This is a genomic window from Centipeda periodontii DSM 2778 (assembly GCF_000213975.1).
Lineage (GTDB): Bacteria > Bacillota > Negativicutes > Selenomonadales > Selenomonadaceae > Centipeda > Centipeda periodontii.
Genome location: NZ_GL892076.1, coordinates 2505270 through 2519131, shown reverse-complemented (window position 1 = coordinate 2519131; position 13862 = coordinate 2505270). Strand labels below are relative to the sequence as shown.

Annotated in this window: 14 protein-coding genes; 12 read left to right on the top strand and 2 right to left on the bottom strand. The window is 56.0% G+C overall.

The genetic code is table 11. The features are described from left to right. Nucleotides 1–95: 95 nt before the first annotated feature. The 3 genes from HMPREF9081_RS14150 to HMPREF9081_RS11655 are packed head-to-tail and all read left to right on the top strand — an operon-like array spanning nt 96 to nt 1865. Complete coding sequence (locus HMPREF9081_RS14150; protein WP_006307591.1) at nt 96–257, top strand: hypothetical protein; 162 nt, start codon at nt 96–98, stop codon at nt 255–257. Continuing rightward, entirely contained in the window at nt 254–934 is a 681-nt protein-coding gene (locus HMPREF9081_RS11660) for a hypothetical protein (RefSeq protein ID WP_006307590.1), read from the top strand. The genes HMPREF9081_RS14150 and HMPREF9081_RS11660 overlap by 4 nt, the downstream gene beginning before the upstream one ends. Beyond that, nucleotides 921–1865: a nucleotidyl transferase AbiEii/AbiGii toxin family protein gene (locus tag HMPREF9081_RS11655; RefSeq protein ID WP_006307589.1), complete on the top strand. Its 945-nt coding sequence runs from the start codon at nt 921–923 to the stop codon at nt 1863–1865. Before HMPREF9081_RS11660 ends, HMPREF9081_RS11655 begins: the two co-directional genes overlap by 14 nt. Nucleotides 1866–1939: 74 nt before the next feature. Here HMPREF9081_RS11655 and HMPREF9081_RS11650 read toward each other — a convergent pair whose 3' ends face one another. After that, nucleotides 1940–2437, bottom strand: a complete 498-nt coding sequence (locus HMPREF9081_RS11650) for a pyridoxamine 5'-phosphate oxidase family protein (RefSeq protein ID WP_006307588.1) — start codon at nt 2435–2437, stop codon at nt 1940–1942. Nucleotides 2438–2457: 20 nt separating this feature from the next. After that, the gene (locus HMPREF9081_RS11645; RefSeq protein WP_006307587.1) at nt 2458–2922 is read right to left on the bottom strand and encodes a low molecular weight protein-tyrosine-phosphatase; all 465 of its coding nucleotides are present in this window, start codon (nt 2920–2922) and stop codon (nt 2458–2460) included. Nucleotides 2923–3094: 172 nt separating this feature from the next. Between HMPREF9081_RS11645 and HMPREF9081_RS11640 the strand changes: the two genes are divergently transcribed. From HMPREF9081_RS11640 to tuf, 9 genes are all read left to right on the top strand, one after another. Beyond that, on the top strand, nt 3095–4753 hold the full coding sequence (locus tag HMPREF9081_RS11640) for a ShlB/FhaC/HecB family hemolysin secretion/activation protein (RefSeq protein ID WP_154647325.1): 1659 nt from the start codon (nt 3095–3097) through the stop codon (nt 4751–4753). Between the two features lie 99 nt (nt 4754–4852). After that, on the top strand, nt 4853–5512 hold the full coding sequence (trmB, locus tag HMPREF9081_RS11635) for a tRNA (guanosine(46)-N7)-methyltransferase TrmB (RefSeq protein ID WP_006307584.1): 660 nt from the start codon (nt 4853–4855) through the stop codon (nt 5510–5512). Further along, nucleotides 5512–6693: a putative lipid II flippase FtsW gene (gene ftsW / locus HMPREF9081_RS11630; protein WP_006307583.1), complete on the top strand. Its 1182-nt coding sequence runs from the start codon at nt 5512–5514 to the stop codon at nt 6691–6693. The genes trmB and ftsW overlap by 1 nt, the downstream gene beginning before the upstream one ends. 124 nt (nt 6694–6817) lie before the next feature. Beyond that, on the top strand, nt 6818–8839 hold the full coding sequence (locus HMPREF9081_RS11625; RefSeq protein ID WP_006307582.1) for an LTA synthase family protein: 2022 nt from the start codon (nt 6818–6820) through the stop codon (nt 8837–8839). Between the two features lie 180 nt (nt 8840–9019). Further along, nucleotides 9020–9265, top strand: coding sequence for a ribosomal L7Ae/L30e/S12e/Gadd45 family protein (locus HMPREF9081_RS11620; RefSeq protein ID WP_006307580.1), 246 nt, complete (start codon nt 9020–9022; stop codon nt 9263–9265). Between the two features lie 63 nt (nt 9266–9328). Beyond that, entirely contained in the window at nt 9329–9706 is a 378-nt protein-coding gene (gene rpsL / locus HMPREF9081_RS11615) for a 30S ribosomal protein S12 (RefSeq protein WP_006307578.1), read from the top strand. A gap of 27 nt (nt 9707–9733) precedes the next feature. Continuing rightward, the gene (gene rpsG, locus HMPREF9081_RS11610; RefSeq protein WP_006307577.1) at nt 9734–10204 is read left to right on the top strand and encodes a 30S ribosomal protein S7; all 471 of its coding nucleotides are present in this window, start codon (nt 9734–9736) and stop codon (nt 10202–10204) included. 190 nt (nt 10205–10394) lie between these two features. Next, nucleotides 10395–12473, top strand: coding sequence for an elongation factor G (gene fusA / locus HMPREF9081_RS11605; protein ID WP_006307576.1), 2079 nt, complete (start codon nt 10395–10397; stop codon nt 12471–12473). Between the two features lie 14 nt (nt 12474–12487). After that, complete coding sequence (gene tuf, locus HMPREF9081_RS11600) at nt 12488–13675, top strand: elongation factor Tu (protein WP_006307575.1); 1188 nt, start codon at nt 12488–12490, stop codon at nt 13673–13675. Nucleotides 13676–13862: the final 187 nt, after the last annotated feature.

Here is a 13862-nt window from a genome sequence, read left to right as displayed (position 1 = left end):
TGAAGAGCACCCCAACGACTATGTGATTGGTCGTTGGGGTGCTCTTATTAAACTTTGTAATGGAAAAATAGATTCGCTATGCTATAATATGTAAGATGCAAACGGTTCCTGCAATGAGAGATGAGATATTGAAAACAGAAGGATATTCTGATGTGCTCAAAAAGGGGCGGGATATTATTGAGAAGAAAAATTTTGGTAAAGTCATAGATGACAATATATATGTTTTTAGCATTTCTATAGGTGGTGATATGAGATGAACTATGCAGTATATATTGCAAACGAGATTCAAAAGGGGAATCCAAACGCTGTGATTGAGGCAGAGCGTCTCTATCGCTCACTCTCGCATAAGGTTCCTAGACGTGTGTATGGTAAAATCATGACTCAAATGGTGCGCGATGGGATTCTTGTACGTCTCGCTGAGGGTGTGTATTGCCGTCCGAGAAGATCATGTACAGGGGGCATTGTTCCTCTGAGTGAGCAGGAGATCATTTCACATTATACCAAAGAGAACCGCGGGCTTTGTATCGGATATTCTCTCTACCGTACCAAAGGACTGACGACACAGGTTGCGAAGATGACACGGGTGTTATCAGTTGCGACCGGCGAGGAGCGGGTGAGTGTTCGGAGCGTTTTGGTGGAAAAACTTTCCCAAAAACTTACGCCCGGTCTTGTTCGTGCTATTGAGGTCTTGGAGATACTACAACATCGTGAGCAGGTTGAGGATTTTAATCACCAGGCGTTTACAGGATATATGATAGATTTTGCAAGAGATTATTCGGAGGAAGATATTCGGTCTGCACTATCGGTTCGTTCTTATAATGCTTCGACAATCGCGTCCTTGAAGGAATGTTTGGATCGCCTTGATGTTCCAAATCATTTAGAGGAGCTTTTGGAAACATGCAATGCGCCGGAGAAAATCTATGAATTTGCATGAGTATCCGAATGATTTTCGGGATCTGATTACGGAAACGGCATCCTATATTGGCATTCCTGAAGAGGCTGTGCGTCGAGATTATTTTATCGTTATGTTGCTACAGCAACTTGAAGTCAGTGCGTATGCGGATCAGTGCGTTTTTAAGGGAGGGACATCTCTTAGCAAATGCTATCCGGAAACAATAAAGCGTTTTTCTGAGGATATTGACATCACGTTTCTTATGGGCGAATGTGCTACTGATAAGAAGTATGATAAGATGTTGAAACTTGTGGAGAAAGCCATTGCCGGAAAATTTCGCATCGAGAAAATTGACACTGAGAGAAACAAGCGGAATAAGAGTTCATATGTCTACTTCGGCGAAGGAAACGCTGAGTCTGGCAGAATCAAGCTAGAGATTGGCTCAAACGTTCGCCCTGATCCCTATGACAAGAGGTCTTTACAGACGTATATTCAAGAATATCTGGCAAACCGCGGGCAGGGTGGTTTTATTCAAGAATTTGATCTGAAGACAGTTTCGATCAATACGTTGAAGATTGAACGGACCTTTTTGGATAAGGTGATGGCGGTCAAGCGTCACGCTATGTCTGGAAATCTAGTGCAGAAAATGCGGCATGTCTACGATGTTGCAATGTTGTTTCCAAGGGAAGAAATTCAAGCATTTTTATCAGATCAGGGCGAATTGAAACGATTACTTCAATTGACCAAGAAGAGTGACAGCTTCTATCTACAAAAGCGGAGTATATCAGGAAACTATAATCCCTGTGCTGTGTATGATTTCCCGTCGTGGAGAGCGTATTTTGATAAGAATGCTCGTGATGTATATGAGTCTTTGCATAAAACTTTACTCTATACGAATGAGCCGCAGGATTTTCGACAGGCAATTGATATATTCGAACAGATTAGTCGTGTTTTTGCCGATCTTGGCGAATAAGACTATTGATGCTCCCTATAAAACTTGATGAATGTGAAGTGCCCCATCGACTCAGAATGTCGATGGGGCACTGTTTATGATGTTTTGAGGCACTGTCGTGGGCTGTAGCTCTTGTCCCTTAGTGCGGCGTCGAGGTATTCAAGCGTGGTTGGCGTGATGAGGATGAGGGTGAGGTGGAGCTTTTGCATGTGGGCGGCGTTGATGTCGAGGGAGTCAAGCTGTGCGGCATAGTCGGGGTCATCTGCACCTATGACGGCGGCAATGCCCGTGACCTGCAGGCTCTTTGCGCTGCCCGGTCCTTTGTATTCGTCGTAGATGGCAAGCGCGATGTGCTTGTTCTCCTTGAGCGCACGGAACTTCAGCCCGCCCTCGGAGAAGATGACGAATTTGCCTGCACGATATTTGTACGTGAGTGGGGTACAGCGGATGAAGTCGCCGTCCGCGACGGCAAGAGCGCAGGTGTTGCGTGCCTTTATGAAGTCCTCAATGGCGGTACGGAGTTCATCTGTCGGCATTTTTACGGTGTTCTTGTCTTTTTCTGTCCAAAATGCGGCTGCCTGCTCGTAGTTCATGGCGCGTTCTCCTTTTTGCCTCAATGTTGTTTATCCTGCATTAACGTGCGCAGCAGTGCACGGCAGCCGGCGTCGACATCGCGGTAGGTGACGTCGAAGTTGCCGGTGTACCACGGGTCGGCAACGTCGCGCTCTTCACCGGTATAGGAGAGGAGACGGTGGACTTTGCCGTCCGGATCGCCGCCGGTGAGGCGATCGAGATCGCGCATGTTCTCCGTGTCCATGCCGATGATGCAGTCGTATGCCGCATAGTCGGCGGCGGTCATGAGTGCTGCACTGCGTTTGCTGAATGGAATGCCGTGTGCGCGCAGGACTTCGCGTGTGCCGCGATGGGTGTCGCTGCCGAGCTCGTCGCGGTGGAGCGCCTTGGATGTGACTGTTATTTCGTCGGAAAGATTTGCCTCTCGCACGAGATGCTTCATGATGAATTCTGCCATCGGGGAGCGGCAGATGTTGCCGTGGCAGACGAATAGGATTTTTTTCATGATGTTTCTCCCGCCTCTCTTCTTCTGTTTTTGAAAGTCTACCGCAAAAAAGCGTGAATTGCAACTGCTGAGTGTCCTTCTCGCTTGTGTTTTAGGACTGAAAATGCTAGAATGGAAACGAAATATGAACAGTGTAGGAGTTGAGATCATTGTGCGTGATGGGATGAATTGTATGAAAAAGAATGCGGTTATGCGTGCCGGGCTTGCTGCCTGTGTATGTGCCGGTTTGGCGTGTGTCGGAACGACGAGTTTTGCAGCACCGTCGCTCGCACGTCCGGGGGCGGATATTGCACAGGAGCAGCCGAAAGCGCGGATCGGTGTGGAGGATCGGACGCCGACCTATCGACAGGATGGCGATGATGCGCAGTTCACAATTGAGAACTTCATTATGGAGGCGCCGGATCTGTTCCTAAACAAGGAGGAGCTGACGCGTATTCTTGAGGAGGGAATGGGCGAGCAGCGTACGATGACGCAGCTGCGCCGCACGGTGGACGAACTGACCTCCTACTGCCGTACGCATGGCTATCCGGCGGCTGCGGTGTATCTGCCGCCGCAGGACAGTCCGGATGGGATTGTGGTGCTGCGTGTGTTGCCGGGGCGTTACGATGAGATTGTGCTGGAGAACAACAGCCGTCTGAAAGATTCGGTGGCGCGCGGGATTATCGCGGGGCTGAAGGCGGATGATATCATCACGACGGAGAAGCTCGAGACGGCACTCTACTCGGTGTCGGATGCAACGGGGGCACGCGCGGTCGGCGTGCTGAGTCCGGGCGCCGCATTCGGAACGAGCAAGCTGACGGTGCGCGTCGAGGATTCGAAGGAGTCAAACACGGTTTTCTATGTGGAGAACTACGGGAGCCCGAGCACGGGACGCTATCGCTACGGTTTGCAGGAAACGCTCTACAACCCGTCGGGGACGGGGGATAAGGTGAGCCTCGGAACGCTGATCTCGAACGGCAGCCTGCGGAATTTCTATGCGAACTATGAAACGGTGGTCGGTCATGGCGGCTCGACGTTCGGTGTCGGCATCTCACGTATGAACTATCAGGTCGGCGGTGAGCTTTCCAAAATCGGAGCCGAGGGCAACTCGCTGACGCTCACCTTGTTCGGTCAGGTGCCGCTCTTCCATCTGACGGACCGCAGCCTACTCTTCCGCTACGGCTATAACTACCGCAATCTGAACGACGATATCACGGGCTTTGATCTCAAGGGAAAGAAGCATACGCACAGTGTCTATGCGGGACTGGTCGGGATGCAGCAGCTGCAGGGCGGAATGGCGCTGAACTACAATGCGAATCTGACGGTGGGCAAGCTGGGGTTTGACTCGGATTACAGCCGCGTCCTGGGGAGCCTCAACCATACGAAGGAAGGGACGTATGTAAAGCTCGAGGCAGATGGGACAGCGGTGCAGCGGCTCGGGAACATGACGGATTTCCTCGTCAAGGTCTCTGGGCAGCTGGCAAGTCGGAATCTCGACAGCTCGGAGGAATTCTATCTCGGCGGTCCGAACGGTGTGCGCGCCTATGCGCAGGGTGAGGGTTCGGGCGATGAGGGGATCCTCGGGACAGCGGAGCTGCGCTATCATACGCCGCTGCGCGGGCTGACGTTCAGCTCGTTCTTCGATATTGGAACGGTGCGCATGAGCAAGGGTTACGAGCTGACTGACAATTATGCGACGCTGCGCGGCTGGGGACTTGCGGCGGCGTACAGCAATCCGGGTGAGTGGTTTGCACGTGTGGACTACGCGCGGCGGATTGGGTTGGATTCGACGGTGTCGCCGAGGAACAACGCGCAGAATCGTATCTGGTTCATGGCGGGCAAGATCTGGTAATTCACGTTGACTTTTCGCTGCGCTCTCGCTGTGAACGGGGGCGCAGCGTATTCATATGGGCTTCTCAGACGATGGCGAACGGGGTGAACGGGAAGGGCTATGCGACTCAGGCGAAAGCCGTGGATTGATACGGCAATTTTGGATTATGCGGATTTCGTCACGCCGCTCGGCGGGGACTGGACGCAGTTCGCAGGCAGATGGGCGGAGACATTCGGACGTACGGCGCCGCTCCATGTGGAGATCGGCGTGGGCAAGGGCGATTTCCTGACGGAACTCGCTGCACGCAATCCCAATGTCAACTATGTGGGGCTTGAGGCGCAGCAGGGTGTGCTCTACTTCGCTGCGCGTAAGGCAGCGGAGCGAGGACTCGCGAATGTGCGTATGCTCGTCTTTGATGCGGCGCGTCTGACCGATCTCTTTGCGCCCGCTGAGGTCGATCGGATCTATCTGAACTTCTCCGATCCGTGGCCCAAGAAGCGCCATGCAAAGCGTCGACTGACGAGCGAGTTCTTCCTCGCACGCTATGCCGCCGTGCTGAAGGTGGATGGCGAGATCCGATTCAAAACGGATAATATGGGGCTGTTTGACTACTCGATCGAGACGATGGAACGCGCGGGATGGCATCTTTCGCGAGTGACGCACGATCTTCATGCGCTTGACGAGGATGACAACATTATGACGGAGTATGAGCGCAAATTCAGTGCGCGCGGGGCCAAGATCGGACGTCTCGTGGCACGCCGTCCGTCGGAGCAGGCGTGATGCGTACGCGCTATACGCTCTTTAAGAGTGAAACGGAGCCGATTGTCATCATCATGGTGATTCTCCTTGTGACGGGGACGATCAATGTCTTCAGCTCGAGCTATGTGCTCGCGGCGATGAACTATGAGAATCCGTATTATTTCCTGCAGCGTCATCTGCAGTGGCTTCTGATTGGGGTTGTCGCGTGCTGGCTCTGCCGCCGCATGAATTATCAGCGGATGCGCGGACTGATGTTCGTGGGTATGGGCATTACGGTGTTCCTCCTCATTGCCGTGCTCTTTGTTGGGACGACGGTGAACGGCGCGCAGCGTTGGCTTGACATTGGTCCTCTGAGATTTCAGCCGGCGGAGTTCGCAAAGCTGATGGCGGTGCTGATGGGCGCGTTCTCGATCTCGGCGGTGCTCTCAAAGGAACACTTTCGTCTTGATCGGGACGGCGGTCGCGTATTTACACCGTTTGGCTCGATCCTCGTGATGGCGTTTCTCGTCTATCGCGAGCCGGACTTCGGGACGGCGTGCATTGTGTTCGGCGTGCCGCTGCTGATGGCTCTTGTTCTCCTCGTGCCGCCGCGCCGCTGGTTCTGGATCGTGCCGCTTACGGTTGGGGTGGCGTTCGCGCTCGGAACCCTCCAGCCCTATCGCATGAAGCGCATCGAGGTTTGGTTCGATCCGTGGTCGGATGCACGCGATGCGGGCTATCAGATGGTGCAGTCGCTCTCGACGATCGGCTCGGGCGGGATTTTCGGCATGGGCTTCGGCGACGGTGTGAGCAAGTATGAGTACCTGCCCGAGGCACATACGGACTTTGCGTTTGCTATCTTCAGTCAGGAGCACGGCTTCTTTGGAGTCCTCTTGATCTTCTTCCTCTTTGCGGTGCTGCTCATCACCTGCATGCGTGTGGCGGCACGGGCAAAGGATACATTCGGGCAGGTGCTTGCGCTCGGCATCATCTTCCTCGTGCTCGGACAGGCTCTGGCGAATCTTGCGATGGTGGCAGGACTCCTGCCCGTTGTTGGGGTGCCGCTGCCGTTCATCAGTTACGGAGGTTCGTCGCTGATTGTAACGATGGCGGGAATGGGGATGCTGCTCGGGATTGCCGATCGCAGCCGTGAGACGCCCCCGCAGAAGAAGGATGCGGAGGAACCGGAGAAGCGGCGCAGCAGGATTCATGTGGTGCGGTGATACGGGGGAGGCTTGGGGATAACGGCATGTTAGCTTCCCCCGCCGAAGCGGGGGAAGTGGCGAGCGCAGCGAGCCGATAGGGGCGCCCCGAGAGCAGATCCCTCTGCTCTTTGTGAGGTATTCGATGTTCAGTGATTTCTTTTTGGGGATGCAGCAGGATCTGAAGATCTTTCTTCTGCCGCCCCTTATCTGTGCGATGTTTCGCCTGATCTTTATCCTTGTCTATCGTCCGAAGAAGTCACCGCGTGGCGAATGGGGGAAGTGGCTGACCTGCTTCCGGTACGGATTCTGGTGGGGGATGGACTTCAATGCCTATGTATTCCTTGTGCCGCTGCTCCTTGTTTCAGTGCCGGGGGCGTTTATCCCTGCGTACTTTGCCATAGGTGACACGGTGCGTTTGACGCTCTTCCTCCTCTATGCGGCGCTTCTTTATACGGCGTTCATCGGCAAGATGATTTTCTTCTCGCATTTTCACGATACGTTCAATCAGACGATTTGGCTCGGACGACATGCGGATAAGCGGAATTTTGCCGACATTTTCTTTCATCAGAATCACGGCGTGTGGCTGCTGCTGGGCTATCTGCCCTATCTGGCGCTCTGTTTCCTCGCAGGGAATGCCGTGCTTTCCCTGCCGTCGCTGTCCTATTCGACCGTGACAGATGGGGCGGGGCAGTACGCCGTCAATGCGCTGGTGTTCGTTCTTTCTATTGTTCTTTTTTACTGGCTGCGCTACGGAGGGACACTGCGCCATCGCCTGAAGCCCGAGTGGGATGAGGTGCCCGCCATCGTCAAGGAGGATTTTATCCTCGGAAAGGCGACGATGGATGATCTCATCGCGCTCAAGATGGTGTGGAAGCGTCCCGTGCAGGAGATCCTGCACCACTCCGATGAGGAGAGCCACATGATTATGCGTGCGGTATTGCCGGCAAAGTGCTCCCTTGACCGCACGCCGCTCGAGGCGTTCAAGCGGACGGCACGGGGCGCGCGCATCACGAAGCCACGCCACATTTTTTTTCTTTTAGGTGAGAGCTACGGGCAGGTCTTTTTTGATGCGCCCTATGCCGCGCTCAATCTCATGGAGGCGGGCGCGCGTTTTCGCGCGGAGCCGCATACGGTATGTATCAACAATTTTCTCCCGAGCGGCATGATCTCGCAGCCCTCGCTCGTGAGTCTCCTGCTCGGCGTCTACGATGCAGATCTGGAACTCAATGAGAATGTGCTCTTTTGGAATCACACACTGCCGACGTCGCTGCTGTACCAGCTTAGGGCACTCGGCTACCGCACGTCCTTTTGGTATGGCGGCGGTCTGAACTGGGGGAGCCTCGTGCACTTTATCCCCGCGCTCGGGTTTGATGCGGCGTACGGCGGCACGGATATCTGTGGGGCAGACGCACCGCGGACGTGGCTCGGCGTCTACGACCACATTTTTCTCGCGGAGGCGGCGCAACGCATCCGTGACGAGGGGGATGCAGCACCGTCCTTTCACTTCCTCTATACAACCTCAAATCACGGACCGTTTCTCATTCCGTTTGAGGAGTGCGGCTTTGATGCCGCACGACTGAATCCGGAGATGGCAGCTGCGCTAACGAAAAACTCGAAAAAGTATCGCGGGCTTGGCTGCGCATGGTACGGGGACTTCGCGCTCTGCCGTTTCATCGACGAGATGCGGGCGGCGTTTCCGGACAGTCTATTCATCGTGACGGGCGACCATGTGGGTGGAGAGAATCCGATTATTGAGGGACTCTCGGAGCGGCAGGAACTCCTGCTGCGCGAGCGGATCCTGCCGTCGTTCTCCATGCACCATCCCGCGCTTACGGCGGAGCATTTGGCGCACAACGAGATCGGTGGGCATATGAATATCCTGCCGACGCTGATCGAACTGATTGCGCCCAAGGGATTCCCCTATTACGCGATCGAAAAGCCGCTGACGGAGCCGATCGAGCGGGTGGTCACGCCCTATGCGTGGATCACGCGTGAGGAAATCGGGTTTTATCGTGAGCGAGCCGCACAGGAACTGACGGTGACGGCGGGAGAGCTGCCGTGGCTCTATGATACGGAACGCTTCACGGCGGAGCGCGATGCTTATATCGAGCTCACGGCATACTATGTACGGCATCCCGAGCTGCTGATGAAGAGTCTGCGCTGAAGGGCGCCCCTAAAAAGCCTGCCCCGTTTACGGGGCAGGGGGATCATGCGTCAGCATGGTGGAAGGGGGGGCATAAAAGATACGCTAGGAGAAGTGTAAATAAGGAACTTTGTAAAATATGCGTTGACAAGCGTTTTGACGGATGATATTATGTGACAGTCCCCTTTTTGGAGGTGCACTATGTCTGTGGAGAGGTTACGCACAGCACGCACGGTCGCCGGCATTCATCAAGTGTGCAGGGCGGTGCAGAGCGGCGCGGCGGAGATGGTGTTCATCGCATCGGATGTCGATGCAAAGGTGCTGCGCGAACTGCTCGCAGCATGTGGGGACGCGGGAATGATCCCGGACCGCACGGCGACGAAGGCGCAGCTTGGTGAAGCGGCGCGCCTCGATGTGAGCGCTGCGGCGGTTGCAACACTACGGTAAAAACGCAGCCTCTGCGTTTTCATACACAAGCATTGAAATGACGACAAAGGAAGGAGGTGCAGTATGCCAACGATCAATCAGCTCATTCGCAAGAGCCGGAAGAGCCTTGAGGAGAAATCGAAAGCACCAGCACTGAAGAACAGCCCGCAGAAGCGCGGCGTCTGCACGCGTGTCTACACGTCCACGCCGAAGAAGCCGAACTCTGCTCTTAGAAAGGTTGCTCGTGTTCGCTTGACGAACAGCATCGAGGTGACCGCATATATCCCGGGAATCGGGCACAATCTGCAGGAGCACAGCGTCGTCCTCATTCGCGGCGGTCGTGTGAAGGATCTGCCGGGTGTTCGTTACCACATCATTCGCGGTTCGCTCGATACCGCCGGTGTGCAGGATCGCGCACAGGGGCGTTCGAAGTACGGCGCGAAGCGTGCGAAGAAGAAGTAAGGAAGTATATCGTTAGGAGGTTGGGCTATGCCACGTAAGGGCCCCGTGCCGAAGCGGGATGTTCTGCCGGATCCGGTATATCATTCCAAGACGGTGACGAAGTTTATCAACAAGGTTATGCTCTCGGGCAAGAAGAGTGTTGCACAGCGCGTTGTGTACGATGCGTTTGACACGATCCGCGAGAAGACAGGGCAGGATCCGCTCGAGGTGTTCGAGACGGCACTGCGCAATGTCATGCCGGTGCTCGAGGTCAAGGCACGCCGCGTCGGCGGTGCCAACTATCAGGTTCCGGTCGAGGTTCGTGCGGATCGCCGCATGACGCTTGGCATCCGCTGGCTTGTCAGCTATGCGCGTCTGCGCGGCGAGAAGACGATGGATGCACGCCTCTCGGCAGAGCTGATGGACGCTGCGAATAATACGGGCGCAGCGATCAAGAAGAAGGAAGATACGCACAAGATGGCGGAGGCCAACAAGGCATTCGCACATTATCGGTGGTAAGGACTGCTGATAAGAGGCTTGTCAGCTTGGCACAGATTTTTCGTTCTATCGAGGAGGCAAACCGGACGCAGAGTGGTGCTCTGTGGAGGATTTGCCGACGATGAGAGGGCGGAAAAGATCGCCAAGATGACTGCGCCGGATTTATCAGAGATTCCGTAACACTAAGCAGTGTAAGGAGCGATAGGAAACAGTGGCAAGAGAATATTCCCTTGAAAAAACGCGGAATATCGGCATCATGGCACACATCGATGCCGGCAAGACGACGACCACCGAGCGCATTCTCTTCTACACGGGCGTAACGCACAAGATCGGCGAGGTTCATGAGGGCGCTGCCACCATGGACTGGATGGTTCAGGAACAGGAACGCGGCATTACGATTACGTCGGCGGCGACGACCTGCCACTGGAAAGACCATCGCATCAATATCATTGATACGCCGGGTCACGTTGACTTTACGGTCGAGGTAGAGCGCTCGCTGCGCGTGCTGGACGGCACGGTGGCCGTTCTGACTGCGCGCGGCGGCGTTGAGCCGCAGACGGAGACGGTCTGGCGTCAGGCGGAGCGCTATAATGTTCCGCGCATGGCGTATGTCAACAAGATGGACATTACGGGCGCAGATTTCTTCAATGTTATGAAGATGATGCGCGAGCGCCTCAATGCGAACCCGGTGGCGATCCAGCTGCCGATCGGCGCAGAGGACGAGTTTAAGGGCATCATCGACCTCGTGAAGATGGATGCCATCGTCTACGAGGACGATCTCGGCAAGGTGACCGATGAGGTCGAGATTCCCGCCGAGTACAAGGAGCAGGCAGAGGAGTACCGCGAGAAGCTGATTGAGGCGTGCGCAGAGGCGGACGATGACCTCATGGAGAAGTATCTCGGCGGTGAGGAGGTCACGGAGGAGGAGATCCGCCGTGCGATCCGCAAGGCGACGATCGCCTGCCAGATGACGCCCGTCACCTGCGGCACGTCGTATCGCAACAAGGGCGTGCAGCCGCTGCTCGACGCCATCGTCGACTACATGCCGGCACCGACGGACATCCCGCCGATCGCGGGCGTGAACCCCGATACGGGCGAGGCGGACAGCCGTCCCGCGTCCGACAGTGCGCCGTTCTCGGCACTCGCATTCAAGATCATGACGGATCCGTTCGTCGGTAAGCTCGCGTTCTTCCGCGTCTACTCCGGTACGCTGAACTCCGGTTCCTATGTCTTCAACGCGACGAAGGACAACAAGGAGCGCATCGGTCGTATTCTGCAGATGCATGCGAACAACCGCAAGGAGATCGACGTGGTCTACAGCGGCGATATCGCTGCGGCAGTCGGACTCAAGAACACGACGACGGGCGACACGCTCTGCGATGAGAATAAGCCGATCATCCTTGAGTCGATGGAGTTCCCAGATCCGGTTATCTCCGTTGCGGTGGAACCTGCGACGAAGAACGATCAGGAGAAGATGGGTATCGCCCTCCAGAAGCTCGCTGAGGAGGATCCGACGTTCCGCGTGCACACGGATGCGGAAACGGGACAGGTCATCATCTCGGGCATGGGCGAGCTGCATTTGCAGATCATCGTCGATCGTATGCTCCGCGAGTTCAAGGTCGACTGCAAGGTCGGCGAGCCGCAGGTTGCATACCGCGAGACGATCCGCAAGTCCGTCAAGGCAGAGGGCAAGTTCGTTCGTCAGTCCGGCGGTCACGGTCAGTACGGTCATTGCTGGCTCGAGCTCATTCCGCAGGAGGCGGGCGAGGGATTCAGCTTCGAGAACAAGGTCGTCGGCGGCGTGATTCCGAAGGAATTCATCAACCCGATCGAGGCAGGTGTCAAACAGGCGATGGAGGGCGGCGTGGTCGCCGGCTATCCGATGGTCGACATCAAGGTCATCGTGTACGACGGCTCGTTCCACGAGGTCGACTCGTCCGAGGCGGCGTTCAAGGTGGCGGGCTCGATGGCGTTCAAGGCGGGTGCCGAGAAGGCGAACCCGGTTCTCCTCGAACCGTATGTCAAGGTCGAGGTCACGGTGCCCGAGGAGTACATGGGCGACGTGATCGGCGATCTGAACTCGCGCCGCGGACGCATCGACGGCATGGAGCCGCGCAACGGTGTGCAGGTCATCAATGCGTTCGTTCCGCTCTCGGAGATGTTCGGATACTCGACGGATCTCCGTTCCAAAACACAGGGCCGCGGGAACTACTCGATGGAGGTTTCCTTCTACGACGAAGTTCCTAAGAATATAGCTGACGCTGTAGTCGCCAAGAACAAAGGCGAATAAGGAGGCAATTTTTAATGGCAAAGGAAAAGTTTAACCGCAGCAAGCCCCATGTCAACATCGGCACGATCGGTCACGTTGACCACGGCAAGACGACGCTGACGGCTGCGATCACGAAGGTTCTCTCCGAGAAGGGCTATGCGAAGTTCGAGGACTATGCGGACATCGACAAGGCTCCGGAGGAGCGCGAGCGCGGCATCACGATCAACACGGCGCACGTTGAGTATGAGACGGACAAGCGTCACTATGCACACGTTGACTGCCCGGGCCACGCGGACTATGTCAAGAACATGATCACGGGTGCTGCACAGATGGACGGCGCGATCCTCGTTGTCTCCGCTGCGGACGGTCCGATGCCCCAGACGCGTGAGCACATCCTGCTCGCACGTCAGGTCGGCGTTCCGGCTCTCGTCGTCTTCCTCAACAAGGTCGACCAGGTTGACGATCCCGAGCTCCTCGAGCTCGTTGAAATGGAAGTTCGTGAGCTGCTCTCGCAGTACGAGTTCCCCGGTGATGACATCCCCGTCATCGCAGGCTCCGCACTCAAGGCGCTTGAGGGTGACGATGCGATGAAGGCGAAGATCCTCGAGCTCATGGATGCGGTTGACGAGTACATCCCGACGCCGACGCGCGATACGGACAAGCCCTTCCTCATGCCGGTTGAGGACGTGTTCACGATCACGGGCCGTGGCACGGTTGCTACAGGTCGTGTGGAGCGCGGCGAGCTGAAGCTGAACGATACGGTTGAGATCGTCGGTCTTCAGGATGAGGCACGCAGCACGGTCGTTACGGGCATCGAGATGTTCCGCAAGCTGCTTGACAGCGCTGTTGCGGGCGACAACATCGGTGCACTTCTGCGCGGTGTTGACCGTAAGGACATCGAGCGCGGTCAGGTTCTCGCAAAGCCGGGTTCCATCAACCCGCACACGAAGTTCAAGGCGCAGGTCTACGTCCTGACGAAGGAAGAGGGCGGCCGTCATACGCCGTTCTTCACGAACTATCGTCCCCAGTTCTACTTCCGTACCACGGACGTGACGGGCGTTGTCCGTCTCCCCGAGGGCACCGAGATGGTTATGCCCGGCGATAACGTCGAGATGGAAGTCGAGCTCATCACACCGATCGCGATCGAGCAGGGCCTCCGCTTCGCTATCCGCGAGGGCGGTCACACGGTCGGCGCGGGTCGTGTTACGGCGATTGAAGGCTAATTCTTAGTCTCTTGATATTCCCTAGGGAGAGGAGCGGCGCTCGCGTCGCTCCTTTTCGAGGGAAATGACGGTTCGATGAAGCTCCTCAGATTGGCGTAGATTTTTGGGGCTGTCAAGGAAGCAAACCGGACGCATAGCCGAGGTGCTATGTGGAGGATTTGCTGACACAGACAGCGCGAAAAAGATG

Bases quoted from the DNA above. Each gene is read 5' to 3' on its own strand.
- HMPREF9081_RS14150 (WP_006307591.1), top strand. From the start codon at position 96: ATGCAAACGGTTCCTGCAATGAGAGATGAGATATTGAAAACAGAAGGA.
- HMPREF9081_RS11645 (WP_006307587.1), bottom strand. From the start codon at position 2,922: ATGAAAAAAATCCTATTCGTCTGCCACGGCAACATCTGCCGCTCCCCG.
- HMPREF9081_RS11640 (WP_154647325.1), top strand. From the start codon at position 3,095: ATGAAAAAGAATGCGGTTATGCGTGCCGGGCTTGCTGCCTGTGTATGT.
- HMPREF9081_RS11620 (WP_006307580.1), top strand. From the start codon at position 9,020: ATGTCTGTGGAGAGGTTACGCACAGCACGCACGGTCGCCGGCATTCAT.
- tuf (WP_006307575.1), top strand. From the start codon at position 12,488: ATGGCAAAGGAAAAGTTTAACCGCAGCAAGCCCCATGTCAACATCGGC.
- trmB (WP_006307584.1), top strand. From the start codon at position 4,853: ATGCGACTCAGGCGAAAGCCGTGGATTGATACGGCAATTTTGGATTAT.
- rpsL (WP_006307578.1), top strand. From the start codon at position 9,329: ATGCCAACGATCAATCAGCTCATTCGCAAGAGCCGGAAGAGCCTTGAG.
- ftsW (WP_006307583.1), top strand. From the start codon at position 5,512: ATGCGTACGCGCTATACGCTCTTTAAGAGTGAAACGGAGCCGATTGTC.
- HMPREF9081_RS11655 (WP_006307589.1), top strand. From the start codon at position 921: ATGAATTTGCATGAGTATCCGAATGATTTTCGGGATCTGATTACGGAA.
- rpsG (WP_006307577.1), top strand. From the start codon at position 9,734: ATGCCACGTAAGGGCCCCGTGCCGAAGCGGGATGTTCTGCCGGATCCG.
- HMPREF9081_RS11660 (WP_006307590.1), top strand. From the start codon at position 254: ATGAACTATGCAGTATATATTGCAAACGAGATTCAAAAGGGGAATCCA.
- HMPREF9081_RS11625 (WP_006307582.1), top strand. From the start codon at position 6,818: ATGTTCAGTGATTTCTTTTTGGGGATGCAGCAGGATCTGAAGATCTTT.
- HMPREF9081_RS11650 (WP_006307588.1), bottom strand. From the start codon at position 2,437: ATGAACTACGAGCAGGCAGCCGCATTTTGGACAGAAAAAGACAAGAAC.